This window comes from Leifsonia soli (genome assembly GCF_013408745.1).
GTDB classification, from domain to species: domain Bacteria; phylum Actinomycetota; class Actinomycetes; order Actinomycetales; family Microbacteriaceae; genus Leifsonia; species Leifsonia soli.
Genome location: NZ_JACCBJ010000001.1, coordinates 680,291 through 696,875 on the forward strand (window position 1 = coordinate 680,291; position 16,585 = coordinate 696,875).

At 71.5% G+C, this 16,585-nt stretch carries 19 protein-coding genes; 7 read left to right on the plus strand and 12 right to left on the minus strand.

Features of this window, described 5'->3' with window-relative positions; genetic code table 11:
• Positions 1-20 precede the first annotated feature (20 nt).
• The 5 genes from BJ963_RS03320 to BJ963_RS03340 all read right to left on the minus strand — a co-directional run bounded on the left by BJ963_RS03320 (position 21) and on the right by BJ963_RS03340 (position 4,868).
• The gene (locus BJ963_RS03320) at positions 21-716 is read right to left on the minus strand and encodes a GntR family transcriptional regulator (RefSeq protein ID WP_089911920.1); all 696 of its coding nucleotides are present in this window, start codon (positions 714-716) and stop codon (positions 21-23) included.
• Positions 698-2,194, minus strand: a complete 1,497-nt coding sequence (locus tag BJ963_RS03325; RefSeq protein ID WP_218857010.1) for a fumarylacetoacetate hydrolase family protein — start codon at positions 2,192-2,194, stop codon at positions 698-700. The genes BJ963_RS03320 and BJ963_RS03325 overlap by 19 nt, the downstream gene beginning before the upstream one ends.
• 26 nt (positions 2,195-2,220) lie before the next feature.
• A complete protein-coding gene (locus BJ963_RS03330) occupies positions 2,221-3,033 on the minus strand; it encodes an HpcH/HpaI aldolase family protein (RefSeq protein WP_179454611.1) in 813 nt (270 codons plus the stop codon).
• Positions 3,018-3,803, minus strand: a complete 786-nt coding sequence (hpaH, locus tag BJ963_RS03335) for a 2-oxo-hept-4-ene-1,7-dioate hydratase (RefSeq protein ID WP_179454613.1) — start codon at positions 3,801-3,803, stop codon at positions 3,018-3,020. The genes BJ963_RS03330 and hpaH overlap by 16 nt, the downstream gene beginning before the upstream one ends.
• A gap of 168 nt (positions 3,804-3,971) precedes the next feature.
• The gene (locus tag BJ963_RS03340) at positions 3,972-4,868 is read right to left on the minus strand and encodes an MmyB family transcriptional regulator (protein ID WP_179454615.1); all 897 of its coding nucleotides are present in this window, start codon (positions 4,866-4,868) and stop codon (positions 3,972-3,974) included.
• Between the two features lie 102 nt (positions 4,869-4,970).
• Here BJ963_RS03340 and BJ963_RS03345 point away from each other — a divergent pair, with 102 nt between their 5' ends.
• Positions 4,971-5,849 (plus strand): oxidoreductase, encoded by an 879-nt coding sequence (locus tag BJ963_RS03345; RefSeq protein WP_218857011.1) that lies wholly within the window; start codon positions 4,971-4,973, stop codon positions 5,847-5,849.
• A gap of 115 nt (positions 5,850-5,964) precedes the next feature.
• A complete protein-coding gene (locus tag BJ963_RS03350; RefSeq protein ID WP_179454617.1) occupies positions 5,965-7,362 on the plus strand; it encodes an MFS transporter in 1,398 nt (465 codons plus the stop codon).
• A gap of 73 nt (positions 7,363-7,435) precedes the next feature.
• On the opposite strand, the gene BJ963_RS03355 is transcribed toward BJ963_RS03350, so the two are convergent.
• The 3 genes from BJ963_RS03355 to BJ963_RS03365 all read right to left on the minus strand — a co-directional run bounded on the left by BJ963_RS03355 (position 7,436) and on the right by BJ963_RS03365 (position 10,236).
• The gene (locus BJ963_RS03355) at positions 7,436-8,239 is read right to left on the minus strand and encodes an alpha/beta fold hydrolase (RefSeq protein WP_179454619.1); all 804 of its coding nucleotides are present in this window, start codon (positions 8,237-8,239) and stop codon (positions 7,436-7,438) included.
• A 43-nt stretch (positions 8,240-8,282) separates the two neighbouring features.
• The gene (locus BJ963_RS03360; RefSeq protein WP_179454621.1) at positions 8,283-8,480 is read right to left on the minus strand and encodes a hypothetical protein; all 198 of its coding nucleotides are present in this window, start codon (positions 8,478-8,480) and stop codon (positions 8,283-8,285) included.
• Positions 8,481-8,562: 82 nt separating this feature from the next.
• Complete coding sequence (locus BJ963_RS03365) at positions 8,563-10,236, minus strand: HAD family acid phosphatase (protein ID WP_179454623.1); 1,674 nt, start codon at positions 10,234-10,236, stop codon at positions 8,563-8,565.
• 161 nt (positions 10,237-10,397) lie between these two features.
• Between BJ963_RS03365 and BJ963_RS03370 the strand changes: the two genes are divergently transcribed.
• Complete coding sequence (locus BJ963_RS03370; RefSeq protein ID WP_179454625.1) at positions 10,398-11,687, plus strand: cysteine desulfurase; 1,290 nt, start codon at positions 10,398-10,400, stop codon at positions 11,685-11,687.
• Complete coding sequence (sufU, locus tag BJ963_RS03375; protein WP_089911895.1) at positions 11,684-12,121, plus strand: Fe-S cluster assembly sulfur transfer protein SufU; 438 nt, start codon at positions 11,684-11,686, stop codon at positions 12,119-12,121. Before BJ963_RS03370 ends, sufU begins: the two co-directional genes overlap by 4 nt.
• 34 nt (positions 12,122-12,155) lie before the next feature.
• On the opposite strand, the gene BJ963_RS03380 is transcribed toward sufU, so the two are convergent.
• Positions 12,156-12,437, minus strand: coding sequence for a hypothetical protein (locus tag BJ963_RS03380; RefSeq protein WP_179454627.1), 282 nt, complete (start codon positions 12,435-12,437; stop codon positions 12,156-12,158).
• Between the two features lie 433 nt (positions 12,438-12,870).
• On the opposite strand from BJ963_RS03380, the gene BJ963_RS03385 reads away from it, so the two are divergent.
• On the plus strand, positions 12,871-13,089 hold the full coding sequence (locus tag BJ963_RS03385; RefSeq protein WP_179454629.1) for a hypothetical protein: 219 nt from the start codon (positions 12,871-12,873) through the stop codon (positions 13,087-13,089).
• Between the two features lie 49 nt (positions 13,090-13,138).
• On the opposite strand, the gene BJ963_RS03390 is transcribed toward BJ963_RS03385, so the two are convergent.
• Complete coding sequence (locus tag BJ963_RS03390) at positions 13,139-14,104, minus strand: Dyp-type peroxidase (RefSeq protein ID WP_179454631.1); 966 nt, start codon at positions 14,102-14,104, stop codon at positions 13,139-13,141.
• An 86-nt stretch (positions 14,105-14,190) separates the two neighbouring features.
• On the opposite strand from BJ963_RS03390, the gene BJ963_RS03395 reads away from it, so the two are divergent.
• Positions 14,191-15,069, plus strand: coding sequence for an alanyl-tRNA editing protein (locus BJ963_RS03395; RefSeq protein WP_179454633.1), 879 nt, complete (start codon positions 14,191-14,193; stop codon positions 15,067-15,069).
• Positions 15,070-15,177: 108 nt separating this feature from the next.
• Here the strand turns inward: BJ963_RS03395 and BJ963_RS03400 are convergent, their stop codons facing one another.
• Both BJ963_RS03400 and BJ963_RS03405 read right to left on the minus strand, forming a co-directional pair.
• Positions 15,178-15,939: a nuclease-related domain-containing protein gene (locus tag BJ963_RS03400; protein ID WP_246297980.1), complete on the minus strand. Its 762-nt coding sequence runs from the start codon at positions 15,937-15,939 to the stop codon at positions 15,178-15,180.
• 63 nt (positions 15,940-16,002) lie between these two features.
• Positions 16,003-16,209 (minus strand): hypothetical protein, encoded by a 207-nt coding sequence (locus tag BJ963_RS03405; protein WP_179454635.1) that lies wholly within the window; start codon positions 16,207-16,209, stop codon positions 16,003-16,005.
• Positions 16,210-16,311: 102 nt separating this feature from the next.
• On the opposite strand from BJ963_RS03405, the gene BJ963_RS03410 reads away from it, so the two are divergent.
• Positions 16,312-16,575 (plus strand): hypothetical protein, encoded by a 264-nt coding sequence (locus BJ963_RS03410; protein WP_157696928.1) that lies wholly within the window; start codon positions 16,312-16,314, stop codon positions 16,573-16,575.
• The last annotated feature ends 10 nt before the right edge of the window (positions 16,576-16,585 follow it).

The window sequence follows — 16,585 nt, forward strand, 5'->3', positions numbered from 1 at the left end:
CCTCCTGTCGGTCGGGACGGTCAGTGCTGCTGGTGCTCGCTCGCGGCCGCCTGCTCCTGGCGGCGGTGGAGGGCGTCCAGGGTGGCGAGCCGGTGGCGTCGCGCGGCGAGCTCGATCTCGAGCGGCTCCGCGCCGGACTCGATGAGTTCGACGATGTGCTCGTGCTCGTCCACCGACTCCCGGGCGCGGCCGGGCACGAAGCTGAACGTCGAGTCGCGGAGCACGGTCAGCCGGTTCCAGCCGCGGTGCACCAGGTCGAGGATGTGCGGGTTGGGGCACTCCTCGAATAGCACGGCGTGGAACTCCTGGTTCAGCTCGGTGAACCGGTGCGGGATGAAGTCGTCCAGGCACGCGATCATCTCGCGGTTGATCTCCCGGGCGCGCTCCAGGTGCTCGGCGGTCAGCAGCGGTGCGGAGAGCTGGGTGGCGGCGCCCTCGACGAGAGCAAGCGTCTCCATCGTGTACGTGTACTCGGCTTCGTGCAGCAGGGCGACCTGAGCGCCGACGTTCTTCTCGAACGTCACCAGCCCCTCCGCCTCCAGCCGCCGGATGGCCTCCCGCACCGGGACGACGCTGATGTCGAGCTCACCGGCGATCTGCCCGAGCACGAGCCGGAAGCCGGAGACGTACCGGCCGTCGTCGATGCGGGCCCGGATGAACTCGTACGCGAGCTGCGACTTGCTCGGGGCCGCGGCCTTCAGTGCTGCGTCAGCCATGCGCGGTACCTCTCTCTCCATTCGGCGTCCATCGGGAAGAGCCCGTCGACCGGGTGCCCGGCCGCGACCTGCTCCGCGATGAACTGCTCCTCGCGCTCCTGCTCGATCGCGTCGTCGACGACCTCCTCGACCAGGGCGGGCGGGATGACCAGCAGGCCGTCCGCGTCTCCCACGATCACGTCGCCCGGCTGCACGGCGGCGCCGCCGCACGCGATGGTCACGTCGGTGTCCCAGGGCACGTGCCTGCGCCCGAGCACCGCCGGATGCGGCCCGTTGTGGTAGGTCGGGATGTCGAGGGCGGCGACCACCGCGAGATCGCGGACGCCGCCGTCCGTGACGATGCCGGCAGCGCCGTTGACCTGAGCGCGCAGGGCCAGCACGTCGCCGACGGTGCCGCTGCCGCGCTCGCCGCGGGCTTCGATGACGAGCACCTCGCCGGCGCCGACGGAGTCGAACGCGCGCTTCTGGGCGTTGTACCCGCCGCCGTGCGCGGCGAAGAGGTCCTCCCGGTTGGGGAGGTAGCGGAGGGTCCGCGCCGTGCCGACGACGCGGGTGCCCGGCCGCGTCGAGGTGAGGCCGTCGATGGAGACGTTGTCGAGGCCGCGCTTGCGGAGCTGCGAGCTGAGGGTGGCGGTGGAGACGCTCGCGAGCTTCGCGCGGAGCTCGTCGGTCAGCCGCCAGGCCGCTGCCCCTGGCGCCACCGTGCCCCAGGCCTCGGCGCGCTGCACGTCGTCGACGCTCGGCTTCGTCCCGAAGTCGCCGAACGGGATGCGGCCTTCGGCGATGCGCGTGACCAGGCGCCCGGTGGACGGTGCGCCGGGGGCCGTCGGCGCATCCACTTCGACTTCGACCGTGTCGCCGGGTCGCGTGACCGACGACCCCGCCGGGGTGCCGGTCAGGATCACGTCGCCGGGCTCCAGGGTCATCAACTGCGAGAGGTCGGCCACCAGGCGGCCGAACGGGAACAGCAGGTCGTCGGTGGTGCCCTCCTGCACCAGCTCGCCGTTGAGCCAGGTGCGGACGCGGAGGGCGTCGGGGTCGAGGTCGGCCGCCGCGAGCACCGCCGGGCCGAGCGGGGTGAAGCCGTCGCCGCCCTTCGACCGGACGTTGGAGCCCTTGTCCGCGGCGCGGAGGTCGTAGAGCCCGAAGTCGTTGGCGGCGGTCACGCCGGAGACGGCCGCCCAGCCGTCTTCCGGCGAGACGCGGCGGGTGGGGCGGCCGATGATCAGGGCGATCTCGCCTTCGAACGCGAGGAGCTCGGTGCCCGCGGGCCGTTCCAGTTCGGAGCCGGAGGCGGCCACGGAGGAGGAGGGTTTGAAGAAATAGGACGGCTGTGCCGGGGTGCGCCCGCGCTGCGCAGCGCGCGACCGGTAGTTCAGGTGCACCGCGATGATCTTGCCGGGCCGGGCGATGTCCGTCACGGGTGGTGCCTCCTCATCGTCGGGGATCAGTTCGAGCGGGAACGTATTCGAGATCATATACAATCTGTCGGGGCTGCGCCACCTCAGTAGCTCGCCGGAGGAGCGGAGTCGGTCGCCGCGCCGATGAAGCGATCGGCGAGCGCCTCGGATGCCCGCGCCAGCAGCGTGACGTCGGCCCCGACGAGCACGTAGGCGGCGCCCGCCGCCACATAGCGGTCGGCCGTGGCGGGGTCGAACGCGTTCACGCCAACGGGTGTGCCGGCGGCGCGTCCGGCGGCGATCACACCCTCCACGGCCGCGACGACATCCGGGTGATTCTGCTGGCCGAGGAGCCCCAGGGAGGCCGCGAGGTCGGCCGGGCCGACGAGCAGCGCATCCACCCCGTCGACCGCGGCGATCGCCGCGGCCTCTCCGACCGCGTCGGCCGTCTCGATCTGCACGGTCAGCGAGACCAGGTCGTCCGCGCGGGCCAGGTAGTCGGGGATGCGGCTCCATCGGGACGAGCGGGCGAGCGCGCTTCCGACGCCGCGGACGCCGTGCGGCGGGTACCGCACCGCCCGCACCATGGCCTCGGCGTGCGAGACGCTGTCGACCATCGGGACGAGGATGTTCTGGGCGCCGAGGTCGAGGAGCTGCTTCAGCACCACCGGCTCCCCGAACGGCGCGCGCACCACCGGAACCGCCGGGTACGGGGCGACCGCCTGCAGCTGCGCGAGGATCGACTCCAGATTCACGGGGGAGTGCTCCCCGTCAATCAGGACGATGTCGAGCCCGCTGCCCGCGCAGATCTCCGCGACCAGCGGGCTGCCGGCGCAGGACCACATCCCCACCAGGGCGCGGTCGGCGGAGCGGAGCCGGTCGGCGAACGTCGGCGCGGGGTCTAGACGAATCGGCATGTGACGGCTCCCAGGGTTCCGTAGTCGGCGTGGACGGTGTCGCCGCGCTCCACCCACACCGGGCGGGTGAACGAGCCGGCGAGGACGATGTCGCCGGCCTCGAGCCGGCTTCCGTGCTGGGCGAGCTTGTTCGCGAGCCAGGCGACCCCGGTGGCGGGATGGTCGAGCACGGCCGCCGCGACGCCGGACTCCTCGATGGTCTCGTTGCGGTACAGCAGCGCCGAGACCCAGCGGAGGTCCACGGCATCCACGGCGACGGGCCGGCCGCCGACGACCATCCCGCCCATCGCCGCGTTGTCCGAGATGGTGTCGACGATCGTGCGTCCCTGCAGTTCGATACGCGAGGACAGGATCTCGAGCGCCGGCACGACGTACCGGGTCGCGCCGAGGACGTCGAACAGGGTGACGTCGGGGCCTTCGAGCGGGTCGGCGAGGACGAAGGCGAGCTCCACCTCGATGCGCACGTTCGAGAACCGGTCGAAGGGGATGACGGAGCCGGTCTCGTAGACCATGTCCGAGAAGATCGCGCCGTAGTCGGGCTCCGTGATGCCGGTCGCCTGCTGCATGACCTTCGACGTGAGGCCGATCTTGCGGCCGATGAGGCGTCGGCCCTCGGCGAGGCCGCGTTCGACCCACACGCGCTGGACGGCGTAGGAGTCCTCGACCGTCATGTCCGGATGCCGTGCGGTCAGCAGGGGGACCGTCGTCCGGTCGCGCTCGGCGGTCGCGAGTTCGTCGGCGATGGCCTGGATGGTCGGGCGATCGAGCACTCGGGGGTCCCTTCGACGTCGGAGGAGGGGACGATGTCCCCGAGTGGATCGTATATCTTCCTGTACACCGCGGCCACCCGGACGTGCGGGGCGCCGAGTCGTGACTCGATGTCGGTATCCGGTTCGAGTGGCGACAGGATGTCGCAACTCGGGGAGGGACGGCGTCGCTCAGGAGGCGGGACGGCGGGCGGACGTGGGGGCGGAGCCGGCGGAAGCGGGGGAGGAGAGCGCCGGCTCGTCGGCGGCCTGCTGCCGGCCGAGCTCCCGCAGAGCGGCGGCGGACGCCGATCCCGGCGCGGCGTGATAGATCACCAGCAGCTGGCCGCCCGAGTCGCCGATCGGCAGCTTCTCGCGGCTCAGCTCCAGCATCCCGACCCGCGGATGATCGAGCCGGGCGGCGCCTCCGCCCAGCCCGCGCACGTCGTGCCGCGCCCACAGCTTGCGGAAGTGCTCGCTGCCCAACGACAGCTCACCCACCAGCCGGGCGATGCGCGGGTCGTCGACGTCGCTGCCGATGGACGCGCGGAACGACGCGATCAGGCCGGCCGTCGCCTGCTCCCAGTCCGGGTACAGCGCCCGTTCGTCCGCGTCGAGGAAGAGCGAGCGGAGCCGGTTGGCGCCCGGGCGGATGCTGGGGGAGAGCGCCGTCGCGAGCTTGTTCGCGGCGAGCACGTCGAACATCCTGTCCTCCACGAAGGCAGGCAGGTCGAGCACCTCCAGCAGCTGGAGGACGCCCTTCGGCACCGCACGGCGGGCGGGGCGCCTGGCGCGTGATGGCTGCGGCTCGGCGAGGCTCAGCAGGTACTCGGTGGCGGCCGCGTCGAGATCGAACACGCGGGCCAGCGCGTTCAGCACCTGGGCGGACGGGTGACGGTCTCTGCCCTGCTCGAGGCGCAGGTAGTAGTCCGCGCTGATGCCCGCGAGCGTCGCGACCTCCTCGCGACGAAGTCCCGGCGTCCGGCGGACACCGGTGACGCGCAGGCCGACGGAGGCGGGATCGACGAGCTCGCGCCGGGCGCGGAGGTACTCGCCGAGGGAGTTCGGTTCGGCGCGGGAGGAGGGCACAGCGCGAGTCTAGGAGCCAGCAGGGAGCGCATCCAGGTCCTCCCGCCCCCAGGATCGCGGCGGCACTGCCTGGCGCGCGGACGGCGCAGCAGAGTGGATGCCATGACAGACATCGACACCACCCGCGCCGCCCTCCCCGGCGGCAGCTACCGCACCGGCGACCTCGACCTCACCCGCTTCGGCTACGGCGCGATGCAGCTCGCCGGCCCGGGCGTCTTCGGTCCGCCGGCCGACCGGGACGGAGCGATCGCGGTCCTCCGCGCGGCCGTCGAGGCCGGCATCACGCACATCGACACCGCCGAGTTCTACGGTCCGCACGTCACGAACGAGCTCATCCACGAGGCGCTCGCGCCCTATCCCGACACCCTTCACATCGTCACCAAGGTGGGCGCGGAGCGCGACGCCGAGGGCAACTGGCCGCATGCGCGGTCGCCGCAGCAGCTTCGCGACCAGGTGCACCAGAACCTGCGATCGCTCGGAGTCGAGGCGCTGGATGTCGTCAACCTGCGCGTCGGCGGGTTCGACCGCCCCGAGCCGGGGTCGCTCGCCGAGCAGTTCGGTGCCCTGGCCGACCTCCAACAGGAGGGACTCGTCCGGCACCTCGGGCTCAGCACGGTGAGCGCGGAGCAGCTGGCGGAGGCGCAGGCGATCGCGCCGGTCGTCACCGTGCAGAACTTCTACAACATCGCCAACCGGCAGGACGACGCGCTGGTCGACCAGACCGCGCGCGAGGGGATCGCGTACGTGCCGTACTTCCCGCTCGGCGGGTTCACGCCGCTCCAGTCCGGTGAGCTCGCTTCCGTCGCCGAGCGGCTCGGCGCGACGCCGCTGGCCGTCGCGCTGGCCTGGCTGCTCCACCGCTCGCCGAACATCCTGCTGATCCCGGGCACGTCGTCGGTGGCGCATCTGCGTGACAACATCGCGGGGGCAGGGCTGCGGCTTCCCGAGGACGCGATCGCGGAACTCGACGCCGTCGGCTGAGCCGCGAAGGGGGGTGCGAACATCGTCCGTTGCGTCGGATGCGAAATCGTATATCATTGCCGGATCGGAGCGCCGCTCCGGGACAACGATGTCGCAGCACTGGGAGTACACAACGATGAGCACATCCCCCTTCACGCCCACCGGCAGCATCCGCTCGCAGACGGATCGCCGCCGCGTCGTCTTCGCCACCGTCATCGGAACGACGGTCGAGTGGTACGACTTCTTCATCTACGCCTCCGCCGCCGGCCTGGTCTTCGGCCAGCTCTTCTTCGCGCCGGCCGGCCCGCAGTTCGCGACCGTCCTGTCGTTCCTGACGGTCGGCGTGAGCTTCCTGTTCCGTCCGCTCGGGGCGTTCCTGGCCGGGCACTTCGGCGACCGCTACGGCCGGCGCCAGGTGCTCGTCGTGACGCTGATCCTGATGGGACTCGCCACCGCGCTCGTCGGCCTCCTGCCGACGTACGAGGCGATCGGGATCGCGGCGCCCATCTTCCTGATCCTGCTGCGAGTGCTCCAGGGCATCTCGGCCGGCGGCGAGTGGGGCGGCGCCGTGCTCATGGCGGTCGAGCACGCTCCGACCGCCCGCCGCGGCCTGTTCGGCGCATCGCCTCAGATCGGTGTCCCGCTCGGCCTGCTGCTCGCCTCCGGCGCCATGGCCCTCATGACGGTGATCGCCCCCGGGGACGCGTTCCTCGCCTGGGGCTGGCGCGTGCCGTTCCTGTTCTCCGTCGTGCTCATCGCGATCGGCTACTGGGTGCGCCGCCGCGTCGAGGAGAGCCCGGTCTTCACCGAGATCGCGGAGCGCCGAGAGCGCACCCGGATGCCGATCGTGAAGGTGTTCCGCAAGCACGCCCTGCTCGTGGTCGTCGCCGCGCTGGTCTTCGCCGGCAACAACGCCGTCGGCTACATGACGACCGGTGGCTACATCCAGAACTACGCGACCAACCCCGAGGGGCCGCTGAAACTGGAGCGCGGCCCGGTGCTGTGGGCCGTCGCGGCGTCCGCCGTGACCTGGCTGGCCGCGACCTGGTTCGCCGGGTGGCTGAGCGACCGGATCGGCCGCCGCACCACCTACATCATCGGGTGGATCCTGCAGCTGGTGGGCGTCTTCGCGCTGTTCCCGCTGGTCAACACCGGGAACGTCGGCCTGCTGTTCCTCGGCCTGGCGATCCTCACGATCGGTCTCGGCTTCACGTACGGCCCGCAGGCGGCGCTCTACTCGGAGCTGTTCCCGGCGTCCATCCGCTTCTCCGGCGTCTCGATCTCGTACGCGATCGGGGCGATCCTGGGCGGCGCGTTCGCCCCGACCATCGCGACCGCGCTGGTACAGGCCACCGGGAGCACGCTCTCGGTCACGTGGTACCTCGCCGGGATGACGCTGCTCGGTCTCGTCGCGACCCTGCTGCTGCGCGACCGCACCGGCATCCCGCTCGGACCCGACCACGAGGCGGAGCAGGCGGCCAGCCCGATCCGCGGCACCCGCCGCGCCGCCGCCGCGGAGCCCGTGCGCGGCTGACGCCCCAAGGATTCGTGGCGAATGTGCGATATGGCGCGGGCGAGAGCGCACATTCGGCACGAATGTCGAGGGGTCAGGCTGCGAGGTAGGGGATGAGGTGCTGCGAGAGGGCCTCGCCGGAGACGTCGTGCGTCTGGCCGGCCACCACCGCGAACGCGCCGTCCTGGGCGGAAGCGGCGACGCCCTCCGCGCCGAACCGCAGGAAGCCCGGGCTCTGCTCGCCCGCGAGCGCCAGGACCGGGATGCTGATCGCCTGCAGCAGGCCGTCCGGGATGCGGCTGTCGCCCATCGCGGCGTCGTCGTAGGCGAGGGTGGGCGCGAGCGCCAGCGTGCCCTCCCAGCCGGGCGAGCGGCGCATCCCCTCGATCCCGGCGTCCGGGACGCCGACCCGGCGGAGGAACAGCCCGACGGCCCCGGCACGGTCGCCCGCCGCCAGCGCGGCTCCGAGCTCGCTCGTGTACGCGGCGGCGGAGGAGAGTATCGGGTCGGGTAGGTACGGCGGCTCGTAGACGGCGACGCGCGGCACGCGGTCGGGGCCGAGGGCGGCGGCCGCGGCGAGTGCCAGCGCCCCGCCCGACGACATCCCGAACAGCGCGGCCGAGCCGCCCGCGGCATCCACCAGGGCGGCGATGTCCTCGATCTCGCGCACGACCGAATCCGCGCGCGCCGCAGGGTCGGCCAGCCGGTCGTCGCTCTCGCCGCGGCCCCTCCGGTCGTAGAGGACGACGGTGAGCCGTTCGCGGAGGGCGGCGGCGACCGCTCGCATGGGCCCCGCATCGCGGGAGCACAGGGCGCCGTCCACCAGGATCACGGCCGGGCCGGTCCCGTCGATCTCGAATGCGATCGTGGTGCCATCGGCGGAGGCGAGGGTGCTCATGGTGTGCAGCGTAGCCCCTGCCTCTGGCGCTCAGCGGATGCGGTCAGCGCCCCTGCCGCCGGCGCACGCCGAAGCCGATCAGCACCGCGCCGCCGATCGCGACGAGGACGCCCGCGCCGCGCACGAGCCACTGCGTCTCGCCGGTCAGCGCATCCACCAGCAGCGGACCGGCCAGCCCGACGGCGACGAGCGCGACTCCCACGATGAAGAACCAGGGGGAACCGTTCGTGCGCTCGACCATGCCCCGAGCCTATCCGGCACGGCCCTGTCCGGCACGGCCCTGTCCGGCGTCGTCGGACCGGGCATGATCGAGCGCACCGAGCCTACGGCAGGTAGTACGTCGGGTTCGGCAGCTTCACGGTGCGGTCGGCGTAGCCGCCGATCAGGTCGCTGTACTGATCCCCGAAGTTCGCCACGATGTCGTACCGGCCACCGGACGGCGACTCGATGTGCGCCCGGGTCTGCGACTTGTACTCGATCGTCGTGCACTTCGCCGTGGCGCACGCGATGTACGACGGCTGCTGGGAGGCGCCGACGCCGGTCCACTTGGTGTAGAAGTTCTGCGCGGTGAACCCGGTGTAGCCGACCTTCGCGAGGTTGCCGAGCGTCGCGGCCTTCTGGTCGTCGTTGCGTCCGGTCAGCCCGATGACGGTGCAGCCGGCCTTCTGCGCCACGGCCGCCAGCGTCGTCATGTGCGGTGTCGCCGGGAACCGCTGCTGCTGCACCCACACGTTCTGCTCGACCGGATCGAACTGGAAGTGCATGTCCGCGACCTCCATGTCGTAGGTCCAGAGCGTGGTGTCGTCGGTGTCGAGCACGATCGCCGGGTTCTTGTGCAGCTTCCTTTCCACGAAGCAGGTCGCGGCGAGCACGGGAGCCTGGCGCAGCACGATGGAGCGCAGCTCGCGGATGTACGGAGAGTCGTCCTTGTTCGCGATCCCGGTGCCCGGGTCTCCGAAGTAGGTGGCGATCGTCTTCTTGACGGAATCGATGTTCGGGATCCCCTCACCGCCCTCGGTTGCGCCGCTCGAGCCGTCGGGCGCCATGGTGAAGTGCGTGCGGGGTGCGAGCTGCGGCTCGGAGACGCCGGGCAGGTCCGGCGACGGCAGGTAGTAGGTCGGGTTGGGCAGCTTCAGCGCCTCCTCGGCGTAGCCGCCCTGGAGGTCCGACCACTGGTCGCCGACGTTGAGGGTGATCGTGTAGCCGAGGTCCTGGATGTGCTTCCTGGTCTCCGCCTTGTACTCGACGGTCGTGCAGCTGGTCGCCGCACAGGTGATGTAGGAAGGCTGCTGGGACGCGCCGGTCCCCGTCCACTTCGTGTAGAAGTCGTCCGCCGTGAAGGCCGTGTAGCCGACCTTCGCGAGATTGCCGAGCGTCGCCGCCTTCTGGTTGTCGTTGCGACCGGTGAGCCCGAACACCGTGTAGCCGAGCGCTGCGGCCTGGTTCACGAAGTCGACCATGCCCGGAACGGCGGGGAAGCGCTGGCCCTGGACCCAGACATCCTGCTCGGCCGGGTTGAACTGGAAGTGCATGTCCGCGACCTCCATGTCGTACGTCCACAGCGTCGTGTCGTCCGCGTCGAAGACGATGGCCGGCTTCTGGCCCTGCTGCACCGCACGGTCGTACTCCGGCTTGAGCTCGGCCTTCTCGCGGGCGAGGATGCCGCCGAGTTCGCGGATGTAGGGCGAGTCGGTCTTGTTCGCGATCCCGGTGCCCGGGTCGCCGTAGTAGGTGGCGATCGTCTTCTTGACCGAGTCGATGTTGGGGATGCCCTCGCCGCCCTGCGTGGCTCCGCTCGTCCCGTCCGGCGCCATCGTGAACGACGTGCGCGGTGCGAGGGCGGTGTCGCCGTGTCCGTGCCCGTTGCCCGGTCCCGGATCCCAGGCCAGCGCCGCCGGGGCGTCCGCGAGGCCGACGCCGAGCGCGAGCACGAGGGCGCCGGCGGCGCCGACGAGCGCCCGGCGGAATCGGGAGGGGGTGTGGAGGGAATCGGACATGATCGCACCTTCGCCGTCGGGGCCGGCCACGGTCCGGGCCGGATGTCTGCCCCCGTTCGGGGGCCGGGAGCAGCCTAGCGAAGCCTCGGCGCGAGCGGAAGCGGACGGCCGCCGACACACTCAGCGGGAGTGAAGTGGACCCCGCTAACGTTGAAGACGGTATGCGCACCGAAACTCTCGACCCCGCCGCCCTCCGTGCGGACTTCCCGATCCTCTCCCGAGAGGTGAACGGGCACCCCTTCGTCTACCTCGACTCCGGGGCCACGTCGCAGAAACCGCGACAGGTGCTCGATGCCGAGCGGGAGTTCGTCGAGCGGTACACCTCGGCCGTGCACCGCGGTGCGCACACCGTTGCGGGCGAGGCGACCGAGCTGTTCGAGGAGGCCAGGGCGCGCGTCGCCGGCTTCGTCGGAGCGCGGCCCGAGGAGCTCGTCTGGACTTCGAACGCGACCGAGGGCATCAACCTTCTGGCCTACGGGATGTCGAACGCGTCGCTCGGGCGCGGCGGCGCGGCCGCGGAGCGCTTCCGCCTCGGCCCCGGCGACGAGCTCGTCGTGACGGAGGCGGAGCACCACGCCAACCTCATCCCGTGGCAGGAGCTCGCCGCGCGCACCGGCGCGACCCTGCGCGTGATCGGCCTCACCGACGACGGCATGCTGCGCCTCGACCAGGCCGCCGAGATCATCGGACCGCGCACCAGGGTCGTCGCCTTCGCCCACGTCTCCAACGTGCTCGGCGGCATCAACCCGGTGGCCGAGCTGGTCGCGCTGGCCCACGAGCACGGCGCGCTCGTCGTGCTCGACGCCTGCCAGTCCGTCCCGCATCTCGCCGTCGACCTGCCCGCCCTCGATGTCGACTTCGCCGTGTTCTCCGGCCACAAGATGCTCGGACCGACCGGCGTCGGTGCGCTGTACGGCCGCAGCGAGCTCCTGAACGCCCTCCCGCCCTTCCTCACCGGCGGCTCGATGATCACGCAGGTGACGCTGGAGGGCGCCGAGTACCTCCCGGCGCCGCAGCGCTTCGAGGCGGGGACCCAGCGCGTGTCGCAGGCCGTGGCCCTCGGGGCCGCGGTCGACTACCTCGATGCGGTCGGGATGCCCGCGATCGAGGCGCACGAGGAGGCCTTGGGGGAGCGGCTGCTCGCCCGCCTCGGCGAGCTCGACGGTGTGCGCATCCTCGGGCCAGGGGCCGGCGTCCCGCGGGTCGGCCTCGCGAGCGTCGTGGTGGACGGCATCCATGCGCACGACGTCGGCCAGTTCCTCGACGACCGCGGCATCGCGGTGCGGGTCGGCCACCACTGCGCGCAGCCGGTGCACCGCCGGTTCGGCGCGACGGCCAGCACGCGCATCAGCACCTATCTCTACAACACGGCGGACGAGGTGGATGCGGCCGTCGAGGCGATCGCCGACGCCCGCGTCTTCTTCGGCGTCACGAGCGGAGGCGTCCGATGAGCGACCTGCAGAACCTGTACCAGCAGGTCATCCTCGACCACGCGCGTGAGAAGCACGGCTACGGCATCGCGGGCGACGAGGCGGCCACCTCGCACCAGTTCAATCCGACCTGCGGCGACGAGGTGACGGTCGGCGTCCGGACGGCAGCCGACGGGCGCATCCTCTCGATCGGCTGGGAGGGGCACGGCTGCTCGATCTCGACGGCCTCCGCCTCGCTGCTCAGCGACCTGGTGGAGGAGACGGATCGGGAGCGGCTGGCCGCATCCATCGCCGCCTTCCGCGAGCTGATGCACTCGAAGGGTGCGCTGGAGGGCGACGAGGAGCTGCTCGGCGACGCGGTCGCGCTGGCCGGTGTCTCGAAGTACGTGACGCGCGTGAAGTGCGCAATGCTGCCGTGGGTGGCCCTCGAGGACGCGCTGCTCAAGTCCGCGTGAGCCGGCAGCTGCGGCCGCGGTGCAGGGCACGGGCTCAGGGCACTGGGGCCAGGTCGACCTCGTCGGCGATCGCCTCGAGCGCGGACGGCAGCGACGGGAACGTCGTCCCGTAGACGAGCCCTGACGGGCCCGCCGCCGTCCACGCCTGCGCGCCCCGCGTGACGCGCCCGACGAGATAGCGGCGGTGACCGCCGAGCACCTGCCGCTGCGCGATCGGCAGGGTGAGCGGGAACGCGTACACGTCGCCCTGGGGGCTGACGACCAGCTCCCAGCGGGCCCGCCCAGGGCTGAACTTGCTCGTGAAGATGCGCGACATGATCGACCGTTTGTACCGCGTGGCCGAGCGCGGTCGCCACGAAGATGACGACCTGTTGCGAACAACTGCGCCGCGTTACGTGCGAGGCGTGTCGGGCATCGTGAGCTTGTCTGTCCGGATCCATCCGGTCTCCGGTCGGGAGGGCCAGACGGTCGGGATGTGCTCCAGCTCGGCCGCGACCGTCACGTCACCATCAGCGTCCCGAGCGTCGGCTCTCGTCCGTCACATCGAGGATTCGCGTCACGCTCCGCACTTCCCTGCGTCCTAACACATGACGGGGGAGCCCCGTCTTGTCGTGGACGAAGCGCCCTCCGCTCGGCGGGTGGGGTACCGCTACGGTCTGAAGTCCTGCACCGGATAACGCAGGGGACCGACGAAGGAAGTCAGCACTGGGAGAAGTTTGCGAGTCGCGGAGACGATTGTGGCCGGGGCCATGGGTACCTTGCTGGCGATTCGCATCGTCCTGTCGCTGACAGACGCTCTCCCAGGGTTTCTCAATAGCCCGCTGGATGTTGCGGTCTACTCATTGTTCTCCCTTCTGTGCATTCTGATGGGCGTGGAGCAGGCAAAGCGGCGCCGACCGAAGCACGCGTTGGCATGCTTCGTCGGTGCCGCGGCCTGGTTGGCGTTCGCCGTCCTGATTCTGAAGTGAGTTCGGAGAGCGAAGCACGCTGCGTATGGGAGAGGCCGATCGCGTCGCGTCAGCCGCCGAGGGACTCCAGGAAGCCCCGGGTCGGCGCGAAGAAGGTCGTGCCGGTCGCGGCGGTCGAGAAGTCGAGGATGCGGTCGTAGCTGCCCTCCGGGTCGCCCACGAACATGCGCTCCAGCATCCGCTCGATCACCCAGAGGGCGCGGGAGTAGCCGATGAAGTAGGTGCCGAACTCGCCGTGGCCCGGGCGTCCGAACGGCATGTTGTCGCGGAGGATGTCGTGCTCGACGCCGGCCTCGTCGACGATCGTCGCGAGGGTCTTGTGCGACTTCTGGCCGTGCTCGGCGTCATCCAGCTCGATGTTCTCGACCTTGGTGCGACCGATCACGCCCTCCTGCGACGGCACGGGGAGCCTCTTCCAGGAGCCGAGGTCGTGCAGGTACTTCTGGACGACGACGTAACTGCCGCCCGCGTGCTCCGGATCCTCGTCGCCGACGATGGCCGCCTGCGACATGTCTCCGCCGGCCGGATTGGCCGTTCCGTCGACGAAGCCGAGCAGATCGCGCGCGTCGAAGTAGCGGAACCCGACCACCTCGTCCACGACCTCGACGGCGTCGCCGAGCGCATCGAGCAGCTGGCGTTCCAGCTCGAATGTGAAGTCGCTGCGCTCCGCGCGGATGTGGAACAGCAGGTCGCCCGGCGTCGAGACCGCGGTGTGCACGGACCCGGCGATCTCACGGAACGGGTGCAGCTCGCGCGGCAGCGGCGTGTCGGTGAGGCGCGGCCACAGGGTGGCGCCGATCCCGACGTTGCACGACAGCCGGGCGTCGAGGTCGCGGAACCCGACCGTCTTGACCTGGTCGGTGATGCCGCCGAGCACGTCCTTCACCGTGGCGAGCGCCTCGGGTGTCTCGCCGACCGTCACCACCAGGAAGACGGCGGCACGCGACAGCGGTGCGTCGACGCTCTGCGGATCGATGGGGACGCGCTGCCAGGACTGTTCGCCGGTGTTCGCCATGCGGCCATGCTGCCGTACCGGAGCATCCCGTCGCCACCCGTGCGTGCGCGCGGGCGTGCCGGCCGCGCCCGACCTAGGCTGGAGGGATGAGCCTGCCCAGCACCGACACCGCCGTCACCTACCCGGACGGCGACCTGACCTCCACCGGCGCCGTCGTCTTCGTCCAGCCGCTGGACGACGGCCGCACCGCCGTCGTCCTCGACCGGACCGCCTTCCATCCGGTCGACCCCGTGTGGCCCGACCAGCCCGCGGACGCCGGGACGATCACCGTCGACGGCCGAGCGTACGAGGTCGTGGATGCGGTGGTCGGCGCGACGGACGGCACGACCCTGCATGTCGGTGACGCGCCGGTCCGCACCGGCACGGAGGGCTGGGCGTTCGTGGTGTGCCACCTCGTTCAGGACGCGACGGGCATCGAGCCGGGGGCCGCTGCCGCCGTGAGCGTCGACCCGGCCCGGCGCCACGCGCTGTCCGCCGGGCACACCGCCTGCCACCTGGCGTCGCTCGCACTGAACGACGCCCTCCCCGGCCTCTGGACCAAGGAGGTCGCCGTCGACGGACGGGGCCGCCCGAACTTCGACCAGCTGGCGATCACCAGCTCGCGCATCCTGGAGGGCGGTTCGGTCGACGAGTACCGGATCGGCAAGAGCCTCCGGAAGAAGGGCTTCGCGGCCGCCGACCTGCCCGCGCGGCTCGACGAGGTGACCGCCGCGGCGAATCGGACGCTCGCCGACTGGATCGCGAGCGGCGCCGCCATCTCGATCGTCCGCGAGGGCGGACGTCCGGGCCTCGGCGACCGACGCCGCTGGCATGCCGAGCTGCCGGACGGCGTCGTCGAGATCCCCTGCGGCGGGACGCACCTGCGGTCGCTCACCGAGCTCGCCGGCGCCGACATCCACCTGGACCTCGCCGAGACCGAGGGCGCCGTCGTCCTGACCATGCGCACCACCGCGCATCTCGCCTGACCGCTCCCGCCTCCCACGCCGACAGCTCCGGAGTTTTTCGCCTCTGCGGGGCGGAAAGAGCGGAAAAACTCAGGAGCTGCGGGTGGGGGAGCCGGTCAGGCGGGCCCGTCAGTGGGGGAGGAAGGGGAGCGCGGCGGCGAGGAGGGCGAGCCCGCCCGCGAGGCCCCAGCCCGCGCGAACCAGCTGCGCGCTCCGCACTTCACGCTCGATCGCGCTGAAACGCTCCGCGGTGTCGTGCGGCGATGCGACGGCGCGCCAGCTCGCGGGGTCGTCGAACAGTTGAGTCGCCTGCGCCAGGGTCTCGTCGTCCAGAACGGCCGGCCGGCGGGTGAGCCAGCGCACGAGCGAGTCCGAGCGCAGGACAGCGGTGCGGACCGGCTTTCGGTGGATGCGCACCTCCTTCGCGCCGACGACCACGATCGCCGCGTGGACCGGCGCTTCGATCCCGGCACGGACCAGGAGCCCGCGGACCCGTGAGGCCTCGAGATCGGCGTTGCGCAGGTACGGCTTCTTGACGCCGTTGACCAGCACCGAGCGGTCGTAGACCGCCAGGCGTGCGCCGCGGTGATGCTTCGTGTTGACGACGAACACACCTCCCGGTCCGACGACGAGATGGTCGACGTCCGCGTCGCCGGAGCCGACGGGGACGGCGTGGAAGGCGCTCCAGTCGATCGGAAGCCGTCCGAGCGCCGCGCCGACCTGTCGCTCACCGAGCGCGCCCGTGAACCAGGGCTGCGCGTCGGCGGGCAGCGGATCGACCCCGAAGGCGCGGGCGAGCGACGATCGCGGCGGTGTGGCCTCCTGCAGCCGGACCACCTGCTCCATCACGGCTGTTCCCGGGGCGCGATCGCGCATCCGCTGTCCACTCATCCGGCCACGGTATCGACCGGTCCGGCGGCGGCCCAGTCCCCGGTCGGGGACGGATCGTCGCGGCTACCCCTGGGCGGGGGTCCCGTTGGCCTCGGGATCCTCGTGGGTCCGGGGGAGGTCGCTGCCGTCCGGGAGACGCTCCTCCAGGGACGCGTTGTGCTCCTCGACCGCCTCGAGGCGGTCGGTGTCGGTCGCGCCGAGCTCGCTCACGGCGTCCGTGAGCTCGTCGGCGTCGCGCGGTGCTGGGGTGTCGTCCGGTCGATCGGTCATGCGGCGCACTGTACCCGCGATCGTTGGGTGCGGCCGGTTCGGGCCGTCCGGTTCGGGGCGTCGGCCTGCGGCGCGTGGCCGGGACGGGCTAGCATGCGGCACATGAGCCGCATTGAAACGGGGATCGTCTCCTACACACTGTCCGGCGACTACTACGCCCGCGTCGGCGCCGACTTCGACACGGAGGCGGTGGACGACGCCATCCTGGCCGAGCTCAACCGGATGCTGCCGCGCGGCGTCGTCGTCGAGCGCAGCGGACGGGTGCTCGCCGACGAGGAGGTCGCCGACGAGGCGCGCTCGATCGACTGGGAGTCGCTGCTGCGCAGCATCGACGTCGACCAGATCCTCGCCGAGCACGGCCGCTGAGCCCGGCCCC

What these genes read in the sequence shown, in the direction of transcription:
- BJ963_RS03405 (WP_179454635.1), bottom strand. Translation starts at nt 16,209, where the DNA reads ATGACCGATCGACCGGACGACACCCCAGCACCGCGCGACGCCGACGAG.
- sufU (WP_089911895.1), top strand. Translation starts at nt 11,684, where the DNA reads ATGAGCGACCTGCAGAACCTGTACCAGCAGGTCATCCTCGACCACGCG.
- BJ963_RS03350 (WP_179454617.1), top strand. Translation starts at nt 5,965, where the DNA reads ATGAGCACATCCCCCTTCACGCCCACCGGCAGCATCCGCTCGCAGACG.
- BJ963_RS03320 (WP_089911920.1), bottom strand. Translation starts at nt 716, where the DNA reads ATGGCTGACGCAGCACTGAAGGCCGCGGCCCCGAGCAAGTCGCAGCTC.
- BJ963_RS03345 (WP_218857011.1), top strand. Translation starts at nt 4,971, where the DNA reads ATGACAGACATCGACACCACCCGCGCCGCCCTCCCCGGCGGCAGCTAC.
- BJ963_RS03385 (WP_179454629.1), top strand. Translation starts at nt 12,871, where the DNA reads ATGGGTACCTTGCTGGCGATTCGCATCGTCCTGTCGCTGACAGACGCT.
- BJ963_RS03360 (WP_179454621.1), bottom strand. Translation starts at nt 8,480, where the DNA reads ATGGTCGAGCGCACGAACGGTTCCCCCTGGTTCTTCATCGTGGGAGTC.
- BJ963_RS03410 (WP_157696928.1), top strand. Translation starts at nt 16,312, where the DNA reads ATGAGCCGCATTGAAACGGGGATCGTCTCCTACACACTGTCCGGCGAC.
- BJ963_RS03390 (WP_179454631.1), bottom strand. Translation starts at nt 14,104, where the DNA reads ATGGCGAACACCGGCGAACAGTCCTGGCAGCGCGTCCCCATCGATCCG.
- BJ963_RS03400 (WP_246297980.1), bottom strand. Translation starts at nt 15,939, where the DNA reads ATGAGTGGACAGCGGATGCGCGATCGCGCCCCGGGAACAGCCGTGATG.
- BJ963_RS03330 (WP_179454611.1), bottom strand. Translation starts at nt 3,033, where the DNA reads ATGCCGATTCGTCTAGACCCCGCGCCGACGTTCGCCGACCGGCTCCGC.
- BJ963_RS03370 (WP_179454625.1), top strand. Translation starts at nt 10,398, where the DNA reads ATGCGCACCGAAACTCTCGACCCCGCCGCCCTCCGTGCGGACTTCCCG.
- BJ963_RS03395 (WP_179454633.1), top strand. Translation starts at nt 14,191, where the DNA reads ATGAGCCTGCCCAGCACCGACACCGCCGTCACCTACCCGGACGGCGAC.
- BJ963_RS03355 (WP_179454619.1), bottom strand. Translation starts at nt 8,239, where the DNA reads ATGAGCACCCTCGCCTCCGCCGATGGCACCACGATCGCATTCGAGATC.
- BJ963_RS03365 (WP_179454623.1), bottom strand. Translation starts at nt 10,236, where the DNA reads ATGTCCGATTCCCTCCACACCCCCTCCCGATTCCGCCGGGCGCTCGTC.
- BJ963_RS03380 (WP_179454627.1), bottom strand. Translation starts at nt 12,437, where the DNA reads ATGTCGCGCATCTTCACGAGCAAGTTCAGCCCTGGGCGGGCCCGCTGG.
- BJ963_RS03325 (WP_218857010.1), bottom strand. Translation starts at nt 2,194, where the DNA reads ATGATCTCGAATACGTTCCCGCTCGAACTGATCCCCGACGATGAGGAG.